We start from the raw sequence: 16,079 nt of genomic DNA, 5'->3' as shown, positions 1-16,079 counted from the left end.
CTGCGTTAGCTCATCCATCTGAATTTGTATGAATTTTCACTATTAGTCAGTAAAAAAACCCACCAGCCGCCACTCCTAAACCCAGCTTAACTGAAGCTCTTTCCTACTCTCCCGGCAAATGTGAGCCTATTTCGCCCGGATTTAATGATGCGGATCAATATATCGGCCTTTACCCATTGATCAAATGCTTATGATTATCATTTAATTTATCATCTAGGTCGTAATTGAGTCTGTCATGAATATTGATTTGATGCCGTATCATGCCCGTCCGGGGCCCCTACCTTTCCCCAAGCGCTGGGCCACAATGCCATGGCGTGATAGCCGCCCACTGCCGGCTGAGTCACTGCAAAATAGCTGGCAATCACTGCTGCAAAAGCCGCTGCCACCGAATAAGCGTTTGCTTTATTTACATATTCCATTTTGTGCTACTCACTGCACTTTCTGTGGTTTCTATCAAAATCCTCTACAACCTGAAAGCACTGCGCGCTACACCGACTACCTGCTGCGGGAACTGAGCATGGAAGCGGGCAGCCCCCTACTACAAGGAGGGCCAATTCATGCAATTTACTTCGGGGGCGGCACACCAAGTGCACTTTCAGCACAACAATTACACAGCATTATCAGCCAATTGCGTAAAAGTTTGCCGCTAGCTCCCGATTGTGAAATAACCGTTGAAGGCCGTATTTTCAATTTTGATGATGAGCGGATTGATGCTTGTCTGGATGCTGGCGCTAACCGTTTTTCTGTTGGAGTTCAAACCTTTAACACCCGTATTCGTCAGCGCATGGGGCGGAAGGCCGACCGCGATCAAGCCATTCGTTTTCTGACTAATTTGGCCTCTCGCGATCGTGCTGCTGTGGTCTGCGACCTGATGTTTGGCCTACCGCATCAAACACCAGAAACCTGGCAGGAAGATTTGGCTATCGTGCGGCAACTGCCACTGGATGGCGTTGATTTATATGCTCTTAATTTATTGCCAACCACACCATTAGCCAAATCAGTGGAAAATAACCGGGTGGAACTGCCGACACTGGCGCAGCAATGTGACTTTTACTGTCGCGGGGCCGAAAGTCTCGCACAGGCGGGTTGGCATCAGTTAAGTAATAGCCACTGGGCGCGCACCACACGTGAACGCAATCTTTATAACCTATTGATAAAACAAGGGGCTGATTGCCTGGCCTTGGGCAGTGGTGCCGGGGGATCTTTGCAAGGGCATGCTTACATGCAGCACCGCAGTTTAGATAACTACTATCAATTAATCGACAGCGGGCAAAAGCCTTTAATGATGATGACGCAAGCCAGTGGCGAACATCCGTGGCGGGCCAAATTGCAAAGCGGTATTGAAGTCGGCCGCCTGGATCTGAGTGAGTTAATGACTGACCCATCCCCGCTGCTGCCATTGATTGCGCAATGGCAACAGAACCACCTGCTAAAAGATAACAGTTTCTGTCTACGGCTCACTGATAACGGGCGCTTCTGGGCCAGCAATATCATGCAAGCTCTGCAAAATATTATTCCTTCACTTATGACTACGGAAAGCCACTTATGACCTCACAATCCCCTAAAAATAAATCATTATTGGCCGAATTTCTTGCCACGGAGCCGGATGGCACACTGGAACAAATTGCACAGGATTATCAGGTCAGCCCACTCGAGGTAGTCCGCGCCTTACCACAACGTGTTTTAGTCAGTGCGGACCAATTTGACCAGGTCTGGGACAATATGACGCAGTGGGGAGATGTCACCACTCTCGTGCACACGGCCGATATTATTCTGGAGCACAAAGGCCCGTTACCCAGTGGTTTTCATCGCCACGGCTATTTCAATCTTCGCGACAAACAAGGGCTCAGCGGCCATATCAGAGCACAAAACTGCCAAGCTATTGCCCTACTGGAACGCCCGTTTATGGGGATGGCAACTGCATCAGTACAGTTTTTTAATCAGCAAGGTGATGTGATGCTGAAGGTCTATGTGGGCCGTGATGAGCATCGCCAATTACGAGCTGACGGCCTCGCCGCATTTCATCAATTGGCTCAACAGCTCACTCAAGAACAGCATGATATCAATGAAAAAAGTGAGGAAACCCCATGAAACCTTGGCTGATATTTGGTGCCGGACATGGCGTGGGCGCACATCTGCTTGCACTGGCAAATTCACCGGCCAACTCTGCCCTGAATCCGCGCCCTGTCACTCTATTGATACGCAACCCGCAACAAGCAGAATCCCTGCGTAGTCAGGGACTTACCGTGGTATGTGGCGATGCTTGTGATCCAGAAAGTGTGTATCAAGCTTGCCAACTCGCGGGGCCAGAGGCCGCCATCATTTCAACATTAGGTAGTCGCACGGCTGACTATCAGGGCAATCGGCTGATCATTGATACTGCCGAGAAACTCGGCCTGAAACGCATGCTTTTAGTCACATCCATTGGCTGTGGTGATAGCTGGCCAACACTTTCCCCCGCCGCTCGTGCCGCTTTTGGTCAGGCGGTTCGTGAGAAGTCACTGGCTGAGAGCTGGTTACAAACCAGTGGCCTGATTTATACCTTAATTCGCCCCGGCGGTTTACTGGATAAACCCGCAACAGGAAAAGCCACCTGTCTGCAAGCTGAGGCCCATGGAATGGTCACCCGCGCGGATGTTGCAATGCATCTGAGCCAGATGGTCGAAGATCCCGCCACCTATCATCAAATTTATGCGCTTGTCGACCATGGATAAGCTCGCTAATTAAAAGCCAGTTAACAATAAATATGTCTTGATGTAACATCCACCCTTGATTGATAATGCTTATCATATTGATAGCGGTTATCATTACCTTGCTGGTTATATGGATAAACAGTTGAACAGAGCACCAATAATGAACGATGAGTCTGCTACCAAGCTTCCGGCGGACAGTAAGCCACTGTCTATCACCAGCGAACAACTGCTGGGAGAGCATGGTGTCGCTTTTATCGTCCATCAGGGCGAATGCTATCAACTGCGCCAAACCAAAGCCGGGAAGTTAATACTGACTAAATAATATACCGAAAAATCTAAAGCCCTCACGGTGGAAACCCTGAGCGCGAAAGATATTAATGCAAGCCACCCAGATTGAACAATCAAGGCAGCCAGCAACCTATTTATTTGTTTTGCATATAATTTTTTGCATAGAAAATATGGAGAATTGCCGACATGCCTCGTTTTACTTCCGACCGTTTCCGCTGGTCCTCACTCAGTTTGGCAATCGCTTGCGCCCTGCCTCTTGCTGCTCAAGCTGCTGATACCACAACCGCAGCAAACAGCAAAAAACACGCCACCGACACCATGGTGGTCACGGCAACCGGTAATGAGCGCAGTAGCTTTGAAGCACCGATGATGGTGACAGTCATTGAAGCCAACACCCCTACCAGCGAAACCGCGACCTCTGCTGCAGATATGTTGCGCAAAATTCCGGGGCTGACAGTGACGGGCAGCGGACGTGTTAACGGGCAAGATGTGACATTACGTGGTTATGGCAAAACTGGCGTCCTCACCTTAGTTGATGGTATTCGTCAAGGCACAGATACCGGCCACCTGAATGCAACTTTCCTCGACCCAGCGCTGGTCAAACGGGTTGAAGTGGTTCGCGGCCCCTCCGCACTGTTGTATGGCAGTGGCGCATTGGGCGGGGTTATTTCTTATGAAACAGTGGATGCCGCCGACATGCTGTTACCTGGCCAAAACACCGGTTATCGGGTTTACAGTTCCGCAGCAACCGGCGACCACAGCTTCGGCCTGGGGGCCACCGCTTATGGCCGTACTGATGATGTCGATGGCATTCTCTCCTTCGGTACTCGCGATATCGGTAATATCCGTCAGAGTGATGGGTTTAATGCACCTAATGATGAAACCATCAGTAACGTACTGGCAAAAGGGACCTGGCGTATTGACCAGATTCAGTCTTTGAGCGCCAATTTGCGCTATTACAATAACAACGCGATAGAGCCAAAGAACCCGCAAACCAGCGCGCCATCCAGTAGCAATATCATGACAAATCGCTCGACAATTCAACGCGATGCTCAGCTTAAATACAACATTAAGCCGCTTGATCAAGAATGGTTGAATGCCACCGCTCAGGTTTACTACTCCGAAGTAGAAATCAATGCGCGACCACAAGGTACGCCAGAAGAGGGGCGCAAGCAGACCACTGAAGGTGGGAAGTTGGAAAACCGCACCCGTCTGTTGACTGATAGCTTTGCTTCACACCTGCTGACTTACGGCACCGAAGCTTATAAACAAGAGCAAACGCCGGGCGGCGCAACAGAAAGTTTCCCACAAGCTGATATTCGTTTTGGCTCTGGTTGGCTACAAGACGAAATCACCTTGCGCGACCTGCCGGTTTCCATTTTGGCCGGTACCCGCTATGACAATTATCGCGGTAGCAGTGAAGGCTATGCCGACGTCGATGCTGATAAATGGTCATCACGCGGGGCGCTTACGGTAACACCCACTGACTGGCTGATGCTGTTCGGTTCCTATGCGCAGGCCTTCCGCGCACCGACGATGGGTGAGATGTACAACGATTCAAAACACTTCTCCATTCCTATCGGCGGCGGAAGATTCATCACGAACAACTGGGTGCCGAATCCAAACCTAAAACCGGAAACCAACGAAACTCAGGAATACGGTTTTGGCCTGCGCTTTAGCGACTTGTTGATGGCCGAAGATGACCTGCAATTCAAGGCAAGTTACTTCGACACCAACGCGAAAGACTATATCGAAACCAAGGTAAACATGGTCGCCATGACCACCACTTCGGTGAATGTCGATCGCGCCAAAATTTGGGGCTGGGATGCCACCATGAGTTACAAAACTGCCCTGTTTAACTGGGATCTGGCCTATAACCGCACCCGGGGGAAAAACCAGAATACCAATACTTGGCTCGAATCCATTAGCCCAGATACCGTGACCAGTACCCTGGATGTGCCTGTCGCTAACAGTGGTTTTGCCGTAGGCTGGATTGCCACCTTTGCTGACCGCTCTCAGCCATTAAGCACCGGCAAACGCCAGGCCGGTTATGGCCTCAATGACTTCTATGTCAGCTATAAAGGTCAGGAGCAATTTAAAGGCGTGACCACCACCGTGGTGTTGGGTAACGCCTTTGATAAAGAGTATTACGCGCCACAAGGCGTGCCACAAGATGGCCGTAATGCGAAGTTCTTCGTGAGCTATCAGTGGTAATTGATTGAAAAAGTTAGTCTGAAATAACACATCCGGTAATTCAATCAACGAATTACCGGATTATCATTTCTACCTGTCACCTGCATATAAAAAATCAATAGAACGAGGAAGTTATTATGAGCAAGCCAATATATGAGCAGTATCTGCAAGCAAAAGCCGATAACCCAGGCAAATATGCTCGCGATTTAGCCACTCTGATGGGCATATCAGAAGCGGAACTGACTCACAGCCGTGTCGGTCACGATGCCAAACGTCTGAAAACTGATGCCCGCACATTACTGGCCGCATTAGAGGCTGTCGGTGAAGTCAAAGCCATCACCCGCAATACCTATGCCGTCCATGAGCAAATGGGGCGGTATGAGAATCAACATCTGAACGGCCACGCCGGTTTAATCCTCAATCCGCGTGATTTAGATTTACGTCTGTTCCTCAATCAATGGGCCAGCGCATTCACCTTGTCAGAAGAAACTCGCCACGGTGTGCGTCATAGCATCCAATTCTTTGACCATCAGGGCGATGCTTTGCATAAAGTGTATGTCACTGAACAAACTGACATTCCCGCTTGGGAAGCACTGCTGGCGAAGTTTATCACCACAGAAAACCCACCATTGCAGCTAGAGCCGCTAAGCACACCTGAAGTGGCAGAACCGACGACCACTGATGAGACAGTCGATGCCGAATGGCGCGCCATGACTGACGTACATCAGTTTTTCCAGTTGCTCAAGCGCAATAACCTGACTCGCCAGCAAGCATTCCGCGCGGTGGGTAATGACCTGGCGTATCAAGTTGATAACAGCTCACTGACCCAACTTTTGAATATTGCCCAGCAAGAACAGAACGAAATTATGATTTTTGTGGGTAACCGCGGTTGTGTGCAAATCTTTACCGGCATGATTGAAAAGGTTACACCGCATCAGGATTGGATTAATGTTTTCAACAAGCGCTTCACACTGCACCTGATTGAAACAGCCATTGCCGAAAGTTGGATTACCCGCAAACCAACTAAAGACGGTTTTGTCACTAGTTTGGAACTGTTTGCTGCTGATGGCACCCAGTTAGCTCAACTTTACGGCCAGCGCACTGAAGGGCAACCGGAACAAAATCAATGGCGAGATCAGATTGCTCGCCTAAATAATAAGGATATTGCCGCATGAGATTAAGGTTACTGTCACTCCCTTTCATTCTGTCGCTGAGCGCCTGCATTCTGCCGCTAAATTCTTTCGCCGCAGAACGTATCGTCACCGTTGGCGGTGATGTCACAGAAATTGCCTACGCACTGGGTGCGGGGGGCGAGATTGTGGCTCGTGACAGTACCAGTCTACAGCCTCAGGCAGTGCAGAAGCTGCCTGATGTTGGTTACATGCGCATGCTCAATGCCGAAGGGATTTTGGCGATGAAGCCGACCATGCTGCTGGTCAGTGAGCTGGCGCAACCTTCACTGGTGCTTAAACAGGTCGCTGACAGTGGTGTAAATGTAGTCACCATTCCGGGCCAAACCACACCGGAAAGTGTGGCAGTGAAGATAAATGCTGTCGCCACAGCACTGCATCAGCAGGAAAAAGGGCAAGAACTTATCAAAGACTATCAGCAACGTTTAGCCGCAGTGAATAACACTCCCCTGCCGGTCAAAGTGCTGTTTGTCATGAGCCACGGGGGGTTAACACCGATGGCCGCAGGTCAAAATACCGCAGCAGATGCCATGATTCGTGCCGCCGGTGGCAGCAATGCGATGCAGGGTTTCAGCCGCTATCGCCCACTGTCACAAGAGGGCGTAATTGCCAGTGCCCCTGATTTATTACTGATTACCAGTGACGGCGTGAGAGCGCTGGGGGGGAGCGAAGGTATCTGGAAATTACCCGGCATGGCATTGACGCCCGCGGGTAAAAATAAGCGACTATTAGTCGTAGATGATATGGCGCTACTGGGCTTTGGTCTGGAAACCCCACACGTACTGGCGCAACTGCGCAAAAGTATGGAACAAGCGCAATGAATTGCCGCATTCACCCGCGCCTGATGCTGAGTATCTTGTTGATGATCCTTATCATCTTAGCGCTCGGTTCAGCCAATATGGGTGCATTGACGCTCTCGTTTCGGACTCTGTGGCACGCCTCATTAGATGATGCAATGTGGCATATTTGGCTCAATATCCGGCTGCCTCGCGTGCTGTTGGCGGTCGTGGTCGGCTGCGCACTGGCAGTTTCCGGCGCTATCATGCAAGGATTATTCCGCAACCCACTGGCAGACCCCGGCCTGCTGGGTATCAGCAGCGGCGCGGCTTTGTGTGTCGGCATAATTATTGTTATGCCATTCAGCTTGCCGCCACTGTTAGCACTTTATAGTCATATGGTTGGCGCATTTATTGGCAGTCTGGCTATTTCAGCCATTATTTTCACCCTCAGTCGCTGGGGGCATGGCAACTTATCCCGCCTGCTACTGGCCGGCATCGCTATTAATGCGCTGTGTGGCGCGGCCGTCGGGGTATTGACCTATATCAGTGATGACCAGCAATTGCGCCAGTTCTCCTTATGGAGCATGGGCAGTTTAGGTCAGGCGCAGTGGTCAACACTCCTGGTGGCCGCATCCTTGATTCTGCCCGCGTGTGTGCTCGGTTTGTTACAAGCTCGTCAATTAAACCTGTTGCAACTGGGGGATGAAGAAGCGCATTACCTCGGGGTCAATGTACGGCAAGCTAAACTGCGCTTGTTGCTGCTCAGCGCTATTTTGATTGGCGCAGCCGTTGCTGTCAGTGGAGTGATTGGTTTTATTGGGTTGGTCGTCCCGCATCTTATTCGCATGCGTATCGGTGCGGACCACCGCTGGTTGCTACCCGGCGCTGCACTGGGCGGCGCGTGTCTGTTACTGACTGCCGATACTCTGGCCCGGACCTTGGTTGCACCAGCTGAAATGCCGGTCGGGTTGATAACCAGCTTGCTGGGTGGGCCTTATTTTCTGTGGCTGATTTTACGTCAGCGGGAGCAACGTAGTGGTTAATACCGCGTTATTAGAAGCGAATCAGCTTTCTTACCATGTTCAGGGGCAAAGGCTGATTAATAACGTTTCACTACAAATAGCCAGCGGGGAAATGGTGGCGATTATCGGGCCAAACGGCGCGGGGAAATCCACCCTGCTGCGTTTATTAACGGGCTACCTTTCCCCCTCAGAAGGCCAGTGCCAATTGCTGGGGAAAGACCTCAACAGCTGGCAGCCCCAAGCATTGGCCCGCACCCGAGCGGTAATGCGCCAATACAGTGACTTGGCTTTTCCATTCAGTGTTAGTGAAGTGATTCAGATGGGCCGGGCACCTTATGGTGCGGCACAAAATCGTCAGGCGTTGCAGGAAGTTATGGCGCAAACAGACTGTCTGGCTTTGGCGCAACGCGATTACCGCGCACTCTCGGGCGGCGAGCAACAGCGGGTACAACTCGCTCGGGTATTAGCTCAGTTGTGGCAACCCGAGCCGGCCCCGCGTTGGCTATTCCTTGACGAACCAACTTCCGCATTAGATTTGTATCATCAACAACATACGCTGCGCTTACTGCGCCAGCTTACCCTCCAAGAACCCTTGGCGGTGTGCTGCGTACTGCATGATTTAAATCTGGCGGCACTGTATGCCGATCGTATTTTACTGTTAGCGCAAGGCGAGCTTGTGGCCTGTGGCACACCAGAGGAAGTGCTCAATGCCGAGACACTGACCCGCTGGTATCAGGCTGACTTGGGGGTTTCACGTCACCCGGAAAGCGCCCTGCCACAGATTTATTTGCGTCAGTAATTGCAGCCTAAGGCTGGCTTTGCTTTTCTAAAGCCGCCTTTGGCTCAACATCCGCCAACAATTCATAAATCGTCTTGCCCACTTTTTGCACTGCGCGTTCAATCTCAGCCGTCATCGGTTTGCTGTAACTCAATCTTAGGCAATTGCGGTATTTCCCAGAGGCGGAACTAATAAATCCGGCGGCCACCTGCACCCCCAATGGCAACAAGCAGCGATTAAGGCGCAAGCTATCAAACCCATGTGGCAATTCGACCCACAACATAAAACTGCCCTGTGGCCGACTTAAGCAGGTATTCGGCGGGAAATATTTCATCACCCAACCCGTCATAATATCGCGATTGCGTTGATATTGGCGGCGCATCCGGCGCAAATGCTGCATGTAATGGCCCTGCTTGATAAATTCAGCCATTGCCAATTGGGGTAACGAAGCAACTCGCCCGGCAGAAATATATTTCATGTGCAGCGCTTTATCTAAATAGCGCCCCGGAGCAATCCAACCGACACGTAAACCCGGTGCTACCGTTTTTGAGAAAGAACTGCACAGCAATACTCGCCCGTCATCATCAAATGAAGCAATAGTCGGAGGGCGCGGATATTGGTAAGCCAGCGCGCCATACACATCATCTTCAATTATTGCGACGTCATAGCGCTGGGCGAGTATTAGCAGCGCCTTTTTGCGCTCATCGGGCATGTTGTAGCCCAGTGGATTATTACAAGTCGGCGTGAGTTGAACGGCCTTAATCGGCCATTGATCTAAAGCCATTTCCAAGGCCTCCAGACTGATCCCCACCACCGGATCGGTTGGGATCTCAATCACTTTCATGCCCATCCCTTTCAGGGTTTGCATCGCACCATGGAAACTGGGGGAATCCACCGCCACAATATCACCGGGCTGGCAAACAGCGCCTAATGCAATAGCCAGTGCGCCATGGCAGCCGGATGTAATAATGATATTATCAGCCGATTGATGATTGCCGCTGTCCAGCATTAGACGAGCAATTTGCTCGCGTAATTCCGGCGAGCCATAAATATTGTCATATTCCAGCACTTCTTCACTCTGATGAAGGCTAATACGGCTCAATAAACGGCTGAGAATTTTCAGCCCAGGGCCAGAAAGATCAGGCGAGCCCGCGCCCAAATGAATAACATTTTCCTGATCGCCTCTTTGCAGAAATGCCAGCGTATTTTCCCACTGTGATATTTCGACCGGCCGCTGTGCATGGGTGCATGTGGCGGGTAAAGAGGGTAAATTTGAACTGCACCGCACGAAGTAACCCGACTTCGCTCGCGCCTCAATCAGCAAACACTCTTCCAACTGCCGATAAGCCTGTTGTACGGTACTAATGCTCACCCCATGCTCGTCACTCAATACTCTGACCGAGGGGAGCCGCTCACCTGCAATATAGAGCCCTTCTTTAATCCGCTGACTCAAAATATCGGCCAGTTGTTGGTAACGAGTCATTGATATCACCTAATCAGTAGCAACCAGTACAGATGGCAAAAAATTGCACCATTCAGTTGATATATCTCATATCTGTATGGAAATAATAGTCCTAATTTGCATCTGTAATGTTTCGCGCCAAAGTCTCATGCTAATGGCTCACCTACTGACGGGGAGTCGAAAATGAATAATATAATTGAAGATCAAATAGATAAATGCTGCTCGTCAGCTGCACGAGCCGCAAAAAATCGCCCTAATATTTTTATTCGGTTATGGCTAAAAACATACAGATATGCGCATCAATGGAATGAGCAACGCAAAACGGCCAATACACTGGCGCGGTTGAACTCGAGTCAATTGAAAGATATTGGCCTAAGCCGAGAGGATATCAAGCGCGATTACAGCCGCCCATTTTGGCGCTAAATGTCGATAGTGGCCCATCAATATGACAGGCCACTCGTCGCTTTAATATGACCATTTAATGAAAATTACTCAGCCCGTTACACTGGCACTGCGCCAGATTGGCCATAATTTCGGGATATAAATCAGAGGCTAAAAATGCAGATATTCCGCCTTTTAAACTAAATATCTGGGAATACGGCAGTTTGCTTGCCAATATATTAGCGGCTCTTTGGCTACGTACCCCTGATTGGCAATACAAAATAATAGGAACATCATTAAAATATCCATTATCGGTGCTTTCTATCTCAGCTAAAGGAATATGAACTCCACCGATAGAGACCTGCTCTCTTTCATGCAATTCACGAACATCAATCAGATGGATGACCGCATAGGCATGGATAAGATCATTAAACTCCGCAAGGGTCATAACAAATTGATCAGGCATCACGGTACTACTGCATACAGCAGGAATTTCTTCTAATATCTGAGACCAATTAGGGTCTCTTAATGGGTTATTCCGCGAGGCAGAAAAACTCAACTCTGTTGTCGTTGCTTCCAAAGCATCATAAACCAATAACCGCCCAGATAGAGGTCGTCCCAGACCGGTTACTAGCTTAATTACCTCATTAGCCTGAAAGCAGCCAATAATACCGGGTAAAATACCTAACACCCCAGCTTCTGCACAATTTGGGGCTAATGCTGCATCCGGTGGTTCAGAATAAAGATCGCGATAATTAGCACCACGAATGCCATTTTCATCCTGAACATTAAATACCGACACCTGCCCCTCAAATTGCATGATCGCCCCATAAACCAATGGCTTACCGGTAAGATAACAAGTATCGTTAATCAGGTATTTTGCAATAAAGTTATCCGTGCCATCGACTACAATATCGTAGCGAGATATTAACTCTTCGGCGTTATCTATATTTAATTGGTCAATATAGGTTTCTATCTCAATATAGGGATTGAGCTCCTGTAAACGTGACTTAGCAACATCAGCTTTTTTCTTTCCTTTATCTACAACCCGATATAAAACTTGCCGATGTACATTAGAAACATCAATATGATCAGCATCGATAATACCTATCCACCCAATACCCACAGCAGCTAAATAAAGTAAGACCGGGCAACCAAGCCCTCCGGCCCCGACGACTAATACGTGGGCATTTTTGAGTGCCAACTGGCCTTTCATCCCGATGGACGGAATCAATAAATGCCGAGAATATAACCCTATTTCAGGGGGGGTAAGATGATCATAATGTGTATTATTTACCAAAATTTTCATACTATGACTCCAAATATTACCTCCTTTTATTTAATAGTCAGTTATCCATGACTTATCCAGGTTAAAAACTTTCTATGACAATAGCGGCCAAAGTATCAGCACGGCTAACATTAAAAACATGATGAACAAAGATGGGCTGTTTATTCAATAAATAAGCTCGCGTTCTTACTCTACCTTCATCAAACAAAAAGAATGGGCAGCTCAGCTTCGCAACAATGCTCTTAATGGGCTTCTCCATAGTGCGACGGAGTTCAGCCGGATCGTCATCTAATGAAATAATTAGCCGTTCACGCCCGGCAGAGGCAAGAGTGGGTAATTCAATAAAACTCCATTGGTCCGCCACTTCACACTGATGGCGATAAAGCGTAAATAAGTCGTTACTCTCAGTAATAAGCAGCCCTTCAGTTTCTATTTTATTTAGCAGCTTGGGCACCGCTCGAACAATATTGGATGAATCTATCTCTTCAGGCAAAAACCGTTGCAGTAACTTTTCATCTACTTTACCCGGCACAGCGGTAAGTGCATCATCTCCGGATAATAACAATAGACGAAAACAAATCATAACACGGGAAAAAACAATATTATTGGCACTAAATTCGTAATGAAACTCAAATATATTATCATTTTGTCTAACCCTAACTTTAGTCACACTTGCCGTAAATTGATTAGCATCAAAGAATTCAAATGGTGCAGTATATTCAATTTCAAAAGCCGTCACTACCATACTCTGTTGATACTCTTGTATCAGTGTAGGAAGTGATACATTTAAATAATATTCAAACCATAGCCATTCACTACTCGCTGCCAAAGACAGCAACTCTCTCCCATGAAATTGCAGAGCGGTAAATACACACGTATGAATGGGGTAAGTCATATTAACCATGCGTTCTTCGTTCATATCAACCTCCCGCAATAGCGGTAAAAATATCAACACAGTCATTATTTTTTATCGGCTCATGAAATTCATCTGGATTAATTTTTTGGCCATTCAAAGAAACCAGATATCCCTTTTTAAACTTTAATTCCTTATCATAGATAACCTCTTTTAATTCCGGCCACTGTGAAATCAATCGTGTCATTAACTCAGTAAGAGTGCTCGGTTGGTCAATATCAATTTGTAAATCTTTCTTATAATTAGTGAATTTGGCTAAATTGCCTGATAGTTTAAATCTCATAATGTTTATCCTCCTGCACTATTTTTTGTTGTGCAAGCATCTCAAATTCATGAATAACCCGAAGACCCAGATCGACTTCTAGCTTCTCCTGTGGGTCAGCCCCTGCCAGCAGTGAGGTAAAATCTCGATGTGAACGCCCTAAACCACTCTCTTCGGTATATCCCCAGCCACCGGTGAGTTTTAGCGCCATTAGCGCAATGAAGTTTATTTGCTCAGTCGCATAGTGTTTTGCGGCTGAAGAAATAGGGTCCCAATATGGATCACTCTCTTTTCTCGCCTGCCGTTCCAGAGAATGGAAAACCATCGTTCGCGCCGTTTCGAGCGCAATAGTCATACGCCCAATAGCAGCCTGCACATGCTGCATTTCAACAAGAGGTTCATCGTAACGAATAGTTCTTTGTAAATAACTTATCGTCTCTTCAATAATGGCCCGTGCTCGCCCTAAAAATAGTATTACCAGTAATGGACGGCGACAATTGAGAAAATAGCGCTGTACAAAACTAAGACCATCAGTAGCAACCAGCAAGCGATTTTTATCAAGCTTTACATTATTAAGATTCAGTTGTACCAATCCCAGTGAATGCATACCGTGCATAAGTCTAGGAATAATCTCCACTCCAGGATCACTGCGTTTAACTAAAAAAACTTGTAGGTCACTGCTTTCGCTACGAATAAAAACCAGAAAAAGATCGGCAGTAGCACCACCCGTAACATACTGCTTAATACCATTAAGAATATAACCATCTATATTCTTGCAATAAACAGCATTAGATAAGAAAGAAAAAGCATCAGCATTCTCGGTATAAGCGAAGGAACCAAACTTATCCCCATCAATTAACTGGCCAATATATTTTTCAATAAAAACCTCTCTCTCTGTTGCTATTAGGGCTGAAGTAAATGACACTCTGACGGACATAAGAAGAGGAAAAGAGGTATCAGTGGATAAATAACCTATTTTTTCTAAAACACTTCCCCACACAGCATCCCCTTGATTTTTACCTCCAAATTTATTTGGCAACATATAAGTAAATAACCCTAATGAAGCAAATTTTTTCGCTACATCATTAGGAATAGGTATAGAGTTATCATCGCGATATTGTGTTTTTTTATTTATTTCCTCCTCAATTAAATCACCATATAATTCTTTAATATCATTTGCACCTTGCCAATCTATGTCCATAGGATGCCTCTCGCATTAGCCAGCTATATTTCATGAAAGTAACAATGAAAATTAATATTTTTTCACTATTTCATTTAGAGCAGATATAAACAAATCAATATCTTGCAATGTGTTATACACTGCAAATGAAATTCTGACAGTCTCTTGCACCCCAAAAAAAGTCATTAATGGTTGAGCACAATGACGGCCAACCTGTACTGCAATTCCAGACTTATCTAATGCCAGACCAACTACTTTCGCGGGAATACCGTCTACAATAAAACTGACTACTGCGGCTTTTATTGGTGATTGACCTAATATATGAATAGAAGGCAATAAGGAAAGTTGCTGGGTAGCATAATCCAACAATACTTGTCCATGCCGGGCAATAGCATTAATCCCCAGTTCCTGCAGCCAAGTAATAGCGGCACCTAATCCGATGATACCGGCAATATTTGCAGTGCCAGCCTCAAAGCACCGCGGAGGAGTAACAAAAGTAGACTGATCAAAGCTAACATTTGCCACCATTCCGCCACCATATTGCCATGGCGGCATATTTCGCAGAATATTACTGCGGCCATACAACACACCAATACCCGTAGGGCCATAAAGTTTATGACCAGAGAATACATAAAAATCTGAGTCTAACTCTTGCACATCAATCGCAATATGAGGTACAGCCTGAGCACCATCAATCAATATAATGGTTTCTTCTTTTTTGTCGCGATGCCTTTTGTCGTATGCCCTTACTGCCTGAATAATAGCCATAACTGGATTGATTATACCTAGCACATTCGAGACATGAGAAAGTGCTAAAATCCGAGTATGGTGACTCAATAATTGTTCAAGTAACTCAGTCTGTAATACTCCATTTTTATCTATCGGCAAAATTTTTAATCGTGCTCCGCTCTCCCGGCATAGTTGTTGCCATGGGACGATATTACTGTGATGCTCAAGAGCCGAAATCAAGATCTCATCACCGGGATGCAAATATTTTTTCCCCCAACTTGCCGCCACTAAATTAATAGCGGCTGTTGTTCCTTGAGTGAAAATTATTTCATCTACCGACTTAGCATTAAGAAACACACGTATTTGTTCTCTAACCTGTTCCAGCGCTGTCGTTGTGCGCTGTGAGAGTGTGTGGACCCCCCTATGTGCATTTGCATAATATTCACTATAACATTTTGTTATTGCATCAATAACTGCCTGTGGTTTTTGGCAGGAAGATGCATTATCTAAATAAACTAATGGATAACCATTTATCTGTTGCTTAAGAATCGGGAACTGCCTATGAATGGCATCAACATCGAACACTCCCTCTTTTGCTTGAGCATTTACCATAAAACACCTCAGAATTAGAAATCAGTTTTAATATTTTCACGATCATCTTTTCTCTCCAATGAATGTAATTTATCACTTACAAAATAATGAGCTTGCTTGATATTAGTTAATATGATAATTTTTTGTTTATATAAAAATCACAAATTTGCAATCAATCTAATTATAGTATTATTTTTTAATTAGTATGTTTTTTTGTTATTTATTTTTTATTGAAAATAAAAACATCACTATCTATATTACTTAATATAAATAATGATGTCTTTAATAATAAACCAGCTATATAAGTGAACTGGGTAATGAGTGTTTTAT

General features: G+C 46.6%; 16 protein-coding genes. 10 read left to right on the top strand and 6 right to left on the bottom strand.

The window, feature by feature from the left end:
- Positions 1-235 precede the first annotated feature (235 nt).
- The 9 genes from hutW (at position 236) to F0T03_RS01630 (ending at position 8,964) form a co-directional block, all read left to right on the top strand.
- Positions 236-1,549, top strand: a complete 1,314-nt coding sequence (gene hutW, locus F0T03_RS01670) for a heme anaerobic degradation radical SAM methyltransferase ChuW/HutW (RefSeq protein WP_159677124.1) — start codon at positions 236-238, stop codon at positions 1,547-1,549.
- Positions 1,546-2,091: a heme utilization cystosolic carrier protein HutX gene (gene hutX / locus F0T03_RS01665; protein ID WP_159677123.1), complete on the top strand. Its 546-nt coding sequence runs from the start codon at positions 1,546-1,548 to the stop codon at positions 2,089-2,091. The genes hutW and hutX overlap by 4 nt, the downstream gene beginning before the upstream one ends.
- Complete coding sequence (locus F0T03_RS01660) at positions 2,088-2,714, top strand: SDR family oxidoreductase (protein ID WP_159677122.1); 627 nt, start codon at positions 2,088-2,090, stop codon at positions 2,712-2,714. Before hutX ends, F0T03_RS01660 begins: the two co-directional genes overlap by 4 nt.
- A gap of 109 nt (positions 2,715-2,823) precedes the next feature.
- On the top strand, positions 2,824-3,015 hold the full coding sequence (gene hemP, locus F0T03_RS01655; RefSeq protein WP_162526858.1) for a hemin uptake protein HemP: 192 nt from the start codon (positions 2,824-2,826) through the stop codon (positions 3,013-3,015).
- Positions 3,016-3,167: 152 nt separating this feature from the next.
- Entirely contained in the window at positions 3,168-5,195 is a 2,028-nt protein-coding gene (locus F0T03_RS01650) for a TonB-dependent hemoglobin/transferrin/lactoferrin family receptor (RefSeq protein WP_145556455.1), read from the top strand.
- 116 nt (positions 5,196-5,311) lie between these two features.
- Positions 5,312-6,349, top strand: a complete 1,038-nt coding sequence (locus F0T03_RS01645) for a hemin-degrading factor (protein WP_159677121.1) — start codon at positions 5,312-5,314, stop codon at positions 6,347-6,349.
- Entirely contained in the window at positions 6,346-7,185 is an 840-nt protein-coding gene (locus tag F0T03_RS01640; RefSeq protein WP_159677120.1) for a heme/hemin ABC transporter substrate-binding protein, read from the top strand. The genes F0T03_RS01645 and F0T03_RS01640 overlap by 4 nt, the downstream gene beginning before the upstream one ends.
- Positions 7,182-8,186, top strand: a complete 1,005-nt coding sequence (locus tag F0T03_RS01635) for a FecCD family ABC transporter permease (RefSeq protein WP_159677119.1) — start codon at positions 7,182-7,184, stop codon at positions 8,184-8,186. The genes F0T03_RS01640 and F0T03_RS01635 overlap by 4 nt, the downstream gene beginning before the upstream one ends.
- The gene (locus tag F0T03_RS01630) at positions 8,179-8,964 is read left to right on the top strand and encodes a heme ABC transporter ATP-binding protein (RefSeq protein ID WP_145556451.1); all 786 of its coding nucleotides are present in this window, start codon (positions 8,179-8,181) and stop codon (positions 8,962-8,964) included. The genes F0T03_RS01635 and F0T03_RS01630 overlap by 8 nt, the downstream gene beginning before the upstream one ends.
- A gap of 7 nt (positions 8,965-8,971) precedes the next feature.
- On the opposite strand, the gene F0T03_RS01625 is transcribed toward F0T03_RS01630, so the two are convergent.
- Positions 8,972-10,426 carry an aminotransferase-like domain-containing protein gene (locus F0T03_RS01625; RefSeq protein ID WP_159677118.1) on the bottom strand — a complete coding sequence of 485 codons (1,455 nt, stop codon included), beginning with the start codon at positions 10,424-10,426 and terminating at the stop codon, positions 8,972-8,974.
- A 162-nt stretch (positions 10,427-10,588) separates the two neighbouring features.
- Between F0T03_RS01625 and F0T03_RS01620 the strand changes: the two genes are divergently transcribed.
- Complete coding sequence (locus F0T03_RS01620; RefSeq protein WP_159677117.1) at positions 10,589-10,828, top strand: DUF1127 domain-containing protein; 240 nt, start codon at positions 10,589-10,591, stop codon at positions 10,826-10,828.
- A 55-nt stretch (positions 10,829-10,883) separates the two neighbouring features.
- On the opposite strand, the gene F0T03_RS01615 is transcribed toward F0T03_RS01620, so the two are convergent.
- The 5 genes from F0T03_RS01615 to F0T03_RS01595 all read right to left on the bottom strand — a co-directional run bounded on the left by F0T03_RS01615 (position 10,884) and on the right by F0T03_RS01595 (position 15,770).
- A complete protein-coding gene (locus F0T03_RS01615) occupies positions 10,884-12,095 on the bottom strand; it encodes a ThiF family adenylyltransferase (RefSeq protein WP_159677116.1) in 1,212 nt (403 codons plus the stop codon).
- Between the two features lie 61 nt (positions 12,096-12,156).
- Complete coding sequence (locus tag F0T03_RS01610; protein WP_159677115.1) at positions 12,157-12,993, bottom strand: hypothetical protein; 837 nt, start codon at positions 12,991-12,993, stop codon at positions 12,157-12,159.
- Position 12,994: 1 nt separating this feature from the next.
- The gene (locus F0T03_RS01605; protein ID WP_159677114.1) at positions 12,995-13,270 is read right to left on the bottom strand and encodes a MoaD/ThiS family protein; all 276 of its coding nucleotides are present in this window, start codon (positions 13,268-13,270) and stop codon (positions 12,995-12,997) included.
- The gene (locus tag F0T03_RS01600) at positions 13,260-14,450 is read right to left on the bottom strand and encodes an acyl-CoA dehydrogenase family protein (protein WP_159677113.1); all 1,191 of its coding nucleotides are present in this window, start codon (positions 14,448-14,450) and stop codon (positions 13,260-13,262) included. Before F0T03_RS01600 ends, F0T03_RS01605 begins: the two co-directional genes overlap by 11 nt.
- A 51-nt stretch (positions 14,451-14,501) precedes the next feature.
- Positions 14,502-15,770 carry an aminotransferase class V-fold PLP-dependent enzyme gene (locus F0T03_RS01595; protein WP_159677112.1) on the bottom strand — a complete coding sequence of 423 codons (1,269 nt, stop codon included), beginning with the start codon at positions 15,768-15,770 and terminating at the stop codon, positions 14,502-14,504.
- Positions 15,771-16,079: the final 309 nt, after the last annotated feature.

The organism is Yersinia canariae (assembly GCF_009831415.1).
In the GTDB taxonomy this organism is placed as follows: Bacteria; Pseudomonadota; Gammaproteobacteria; order Enterobacterales; family Enterobacteriaceae; genus Yersinia; species Yersinia canariae.
This window is presented reverse-complemented; position numbering and strand designations above follow the sequence as displayed.

What these genes read in the sequence shown, in the direction of transcription:
- hutW (WP_159677124.1), top strand. Translation starts at nt 236, where the DNA reads ATGAATATTGATTTGATGCCGTATCATGCCCGTCCGGGGCCCCTACCT.
- hutX (WP_159677123.1), top strand. Translation starts at nt 1,546, where the DNA reads ATGACCTCACAATCCCCTAAAAATAAATCATTATTGGCCGAATTTCTT.
- F0T03_RS01660 (WP_159677122.1), top strand. Translation starts at nt 2,088, where the DNA reads ATGAAACCTTGGCTGATATTTGGTGCCGGACATGGCGTGGGCGCACAT.
- hemP (WP_162526858.1), top strand. Translation starts at nt 2,824, where the DNA reads ATGGATAAACAGTTGAACAGAGCACCAATAATGAACGATGAGTCTGCT.
- F0T03_RS01650 (WP_145556455.1), top strand. Translation starts at nt 3,168, where the DNA reads ATGCCTCGTTTTACTTCCGACCGTTTCCGCTGGTCCTCACTCAGTTTG.
- F0T03_RS01645 (WP_159677121.1), top strand. Translation starts at nt 5,312, where the DNA reads ATGAGCAAGCCAATATATGAGCAGTATCTGCAAGCAAAAGCCGATAAC.
- F0T03_RS01640 (WP_159677120.1), top strand. Translation starts at nt 6,346, where the DNA reads ATGAGATTAAGGTTACTGTCACTCCCTTTCATTCTGTCGCTGAGCGCC.
- F0T03_RS01635 (WP_159677119.1), top strand. Translation starts at nt 7,182, where the DNA reads ATGAATTGCCGCATTCACCCGCGCCTGATGCTGAGTATCTTGTTGATG.
- F0T03_RS01625 (WP_159677118.1), bottom strand. Translation starts at nt 10,426, where the DNA reads ATGACTCGTTACCAACAACTGGCCGATATTTTGAGTCAGCGGATTAAA.
- F0T03_RS01620 (WP_159677117.1), top strand. Translation starts at nt 10,589, where the DNA reads ATGAATAATATAATTGAAGATCAAATAGATAAATGCTGCTCGTCAGCT.
- F0T03_RS01615 (WP_159677116.1), bottom strand. Translation starts at nt 12,095, where the DNA reads ATGAAAATTTTGGTAAATAATACACATTATGATCATCTTACCCCCCCT.
- F0T03_RS01610 (WP_159677115.1), bottom strand. Translation starts at nt 12,993, where the DNA reads ATGAACGAAGAACGCATGGTTAATATGACTTACCCCATTCATACGTGT.
- F0T03_RS01605 (WP_159677114.1), bottom strand. Translation starts at nt 13,270, where the DNA reads ATGAGATTTAAACTATCAGGCAATTTAGCCAAATTCACTAATTATAAG.
- F0T03_RS01600 (WP_159677113.1), bottom strand. Translation starts at nt 14,450, where the DNA reads ATGGACATAGATTGGCAAGGTGCAAATGATATTAAAGAATTATATGGT.
- F0T03_RS01595 (WP_159677112.1), bottom strand. Translation starts at nt 15,770, where the DNA reads ATGGTAAATGCTCAAGCAAAAGAGGGAGTGTTCGATGTTGATGCCATT.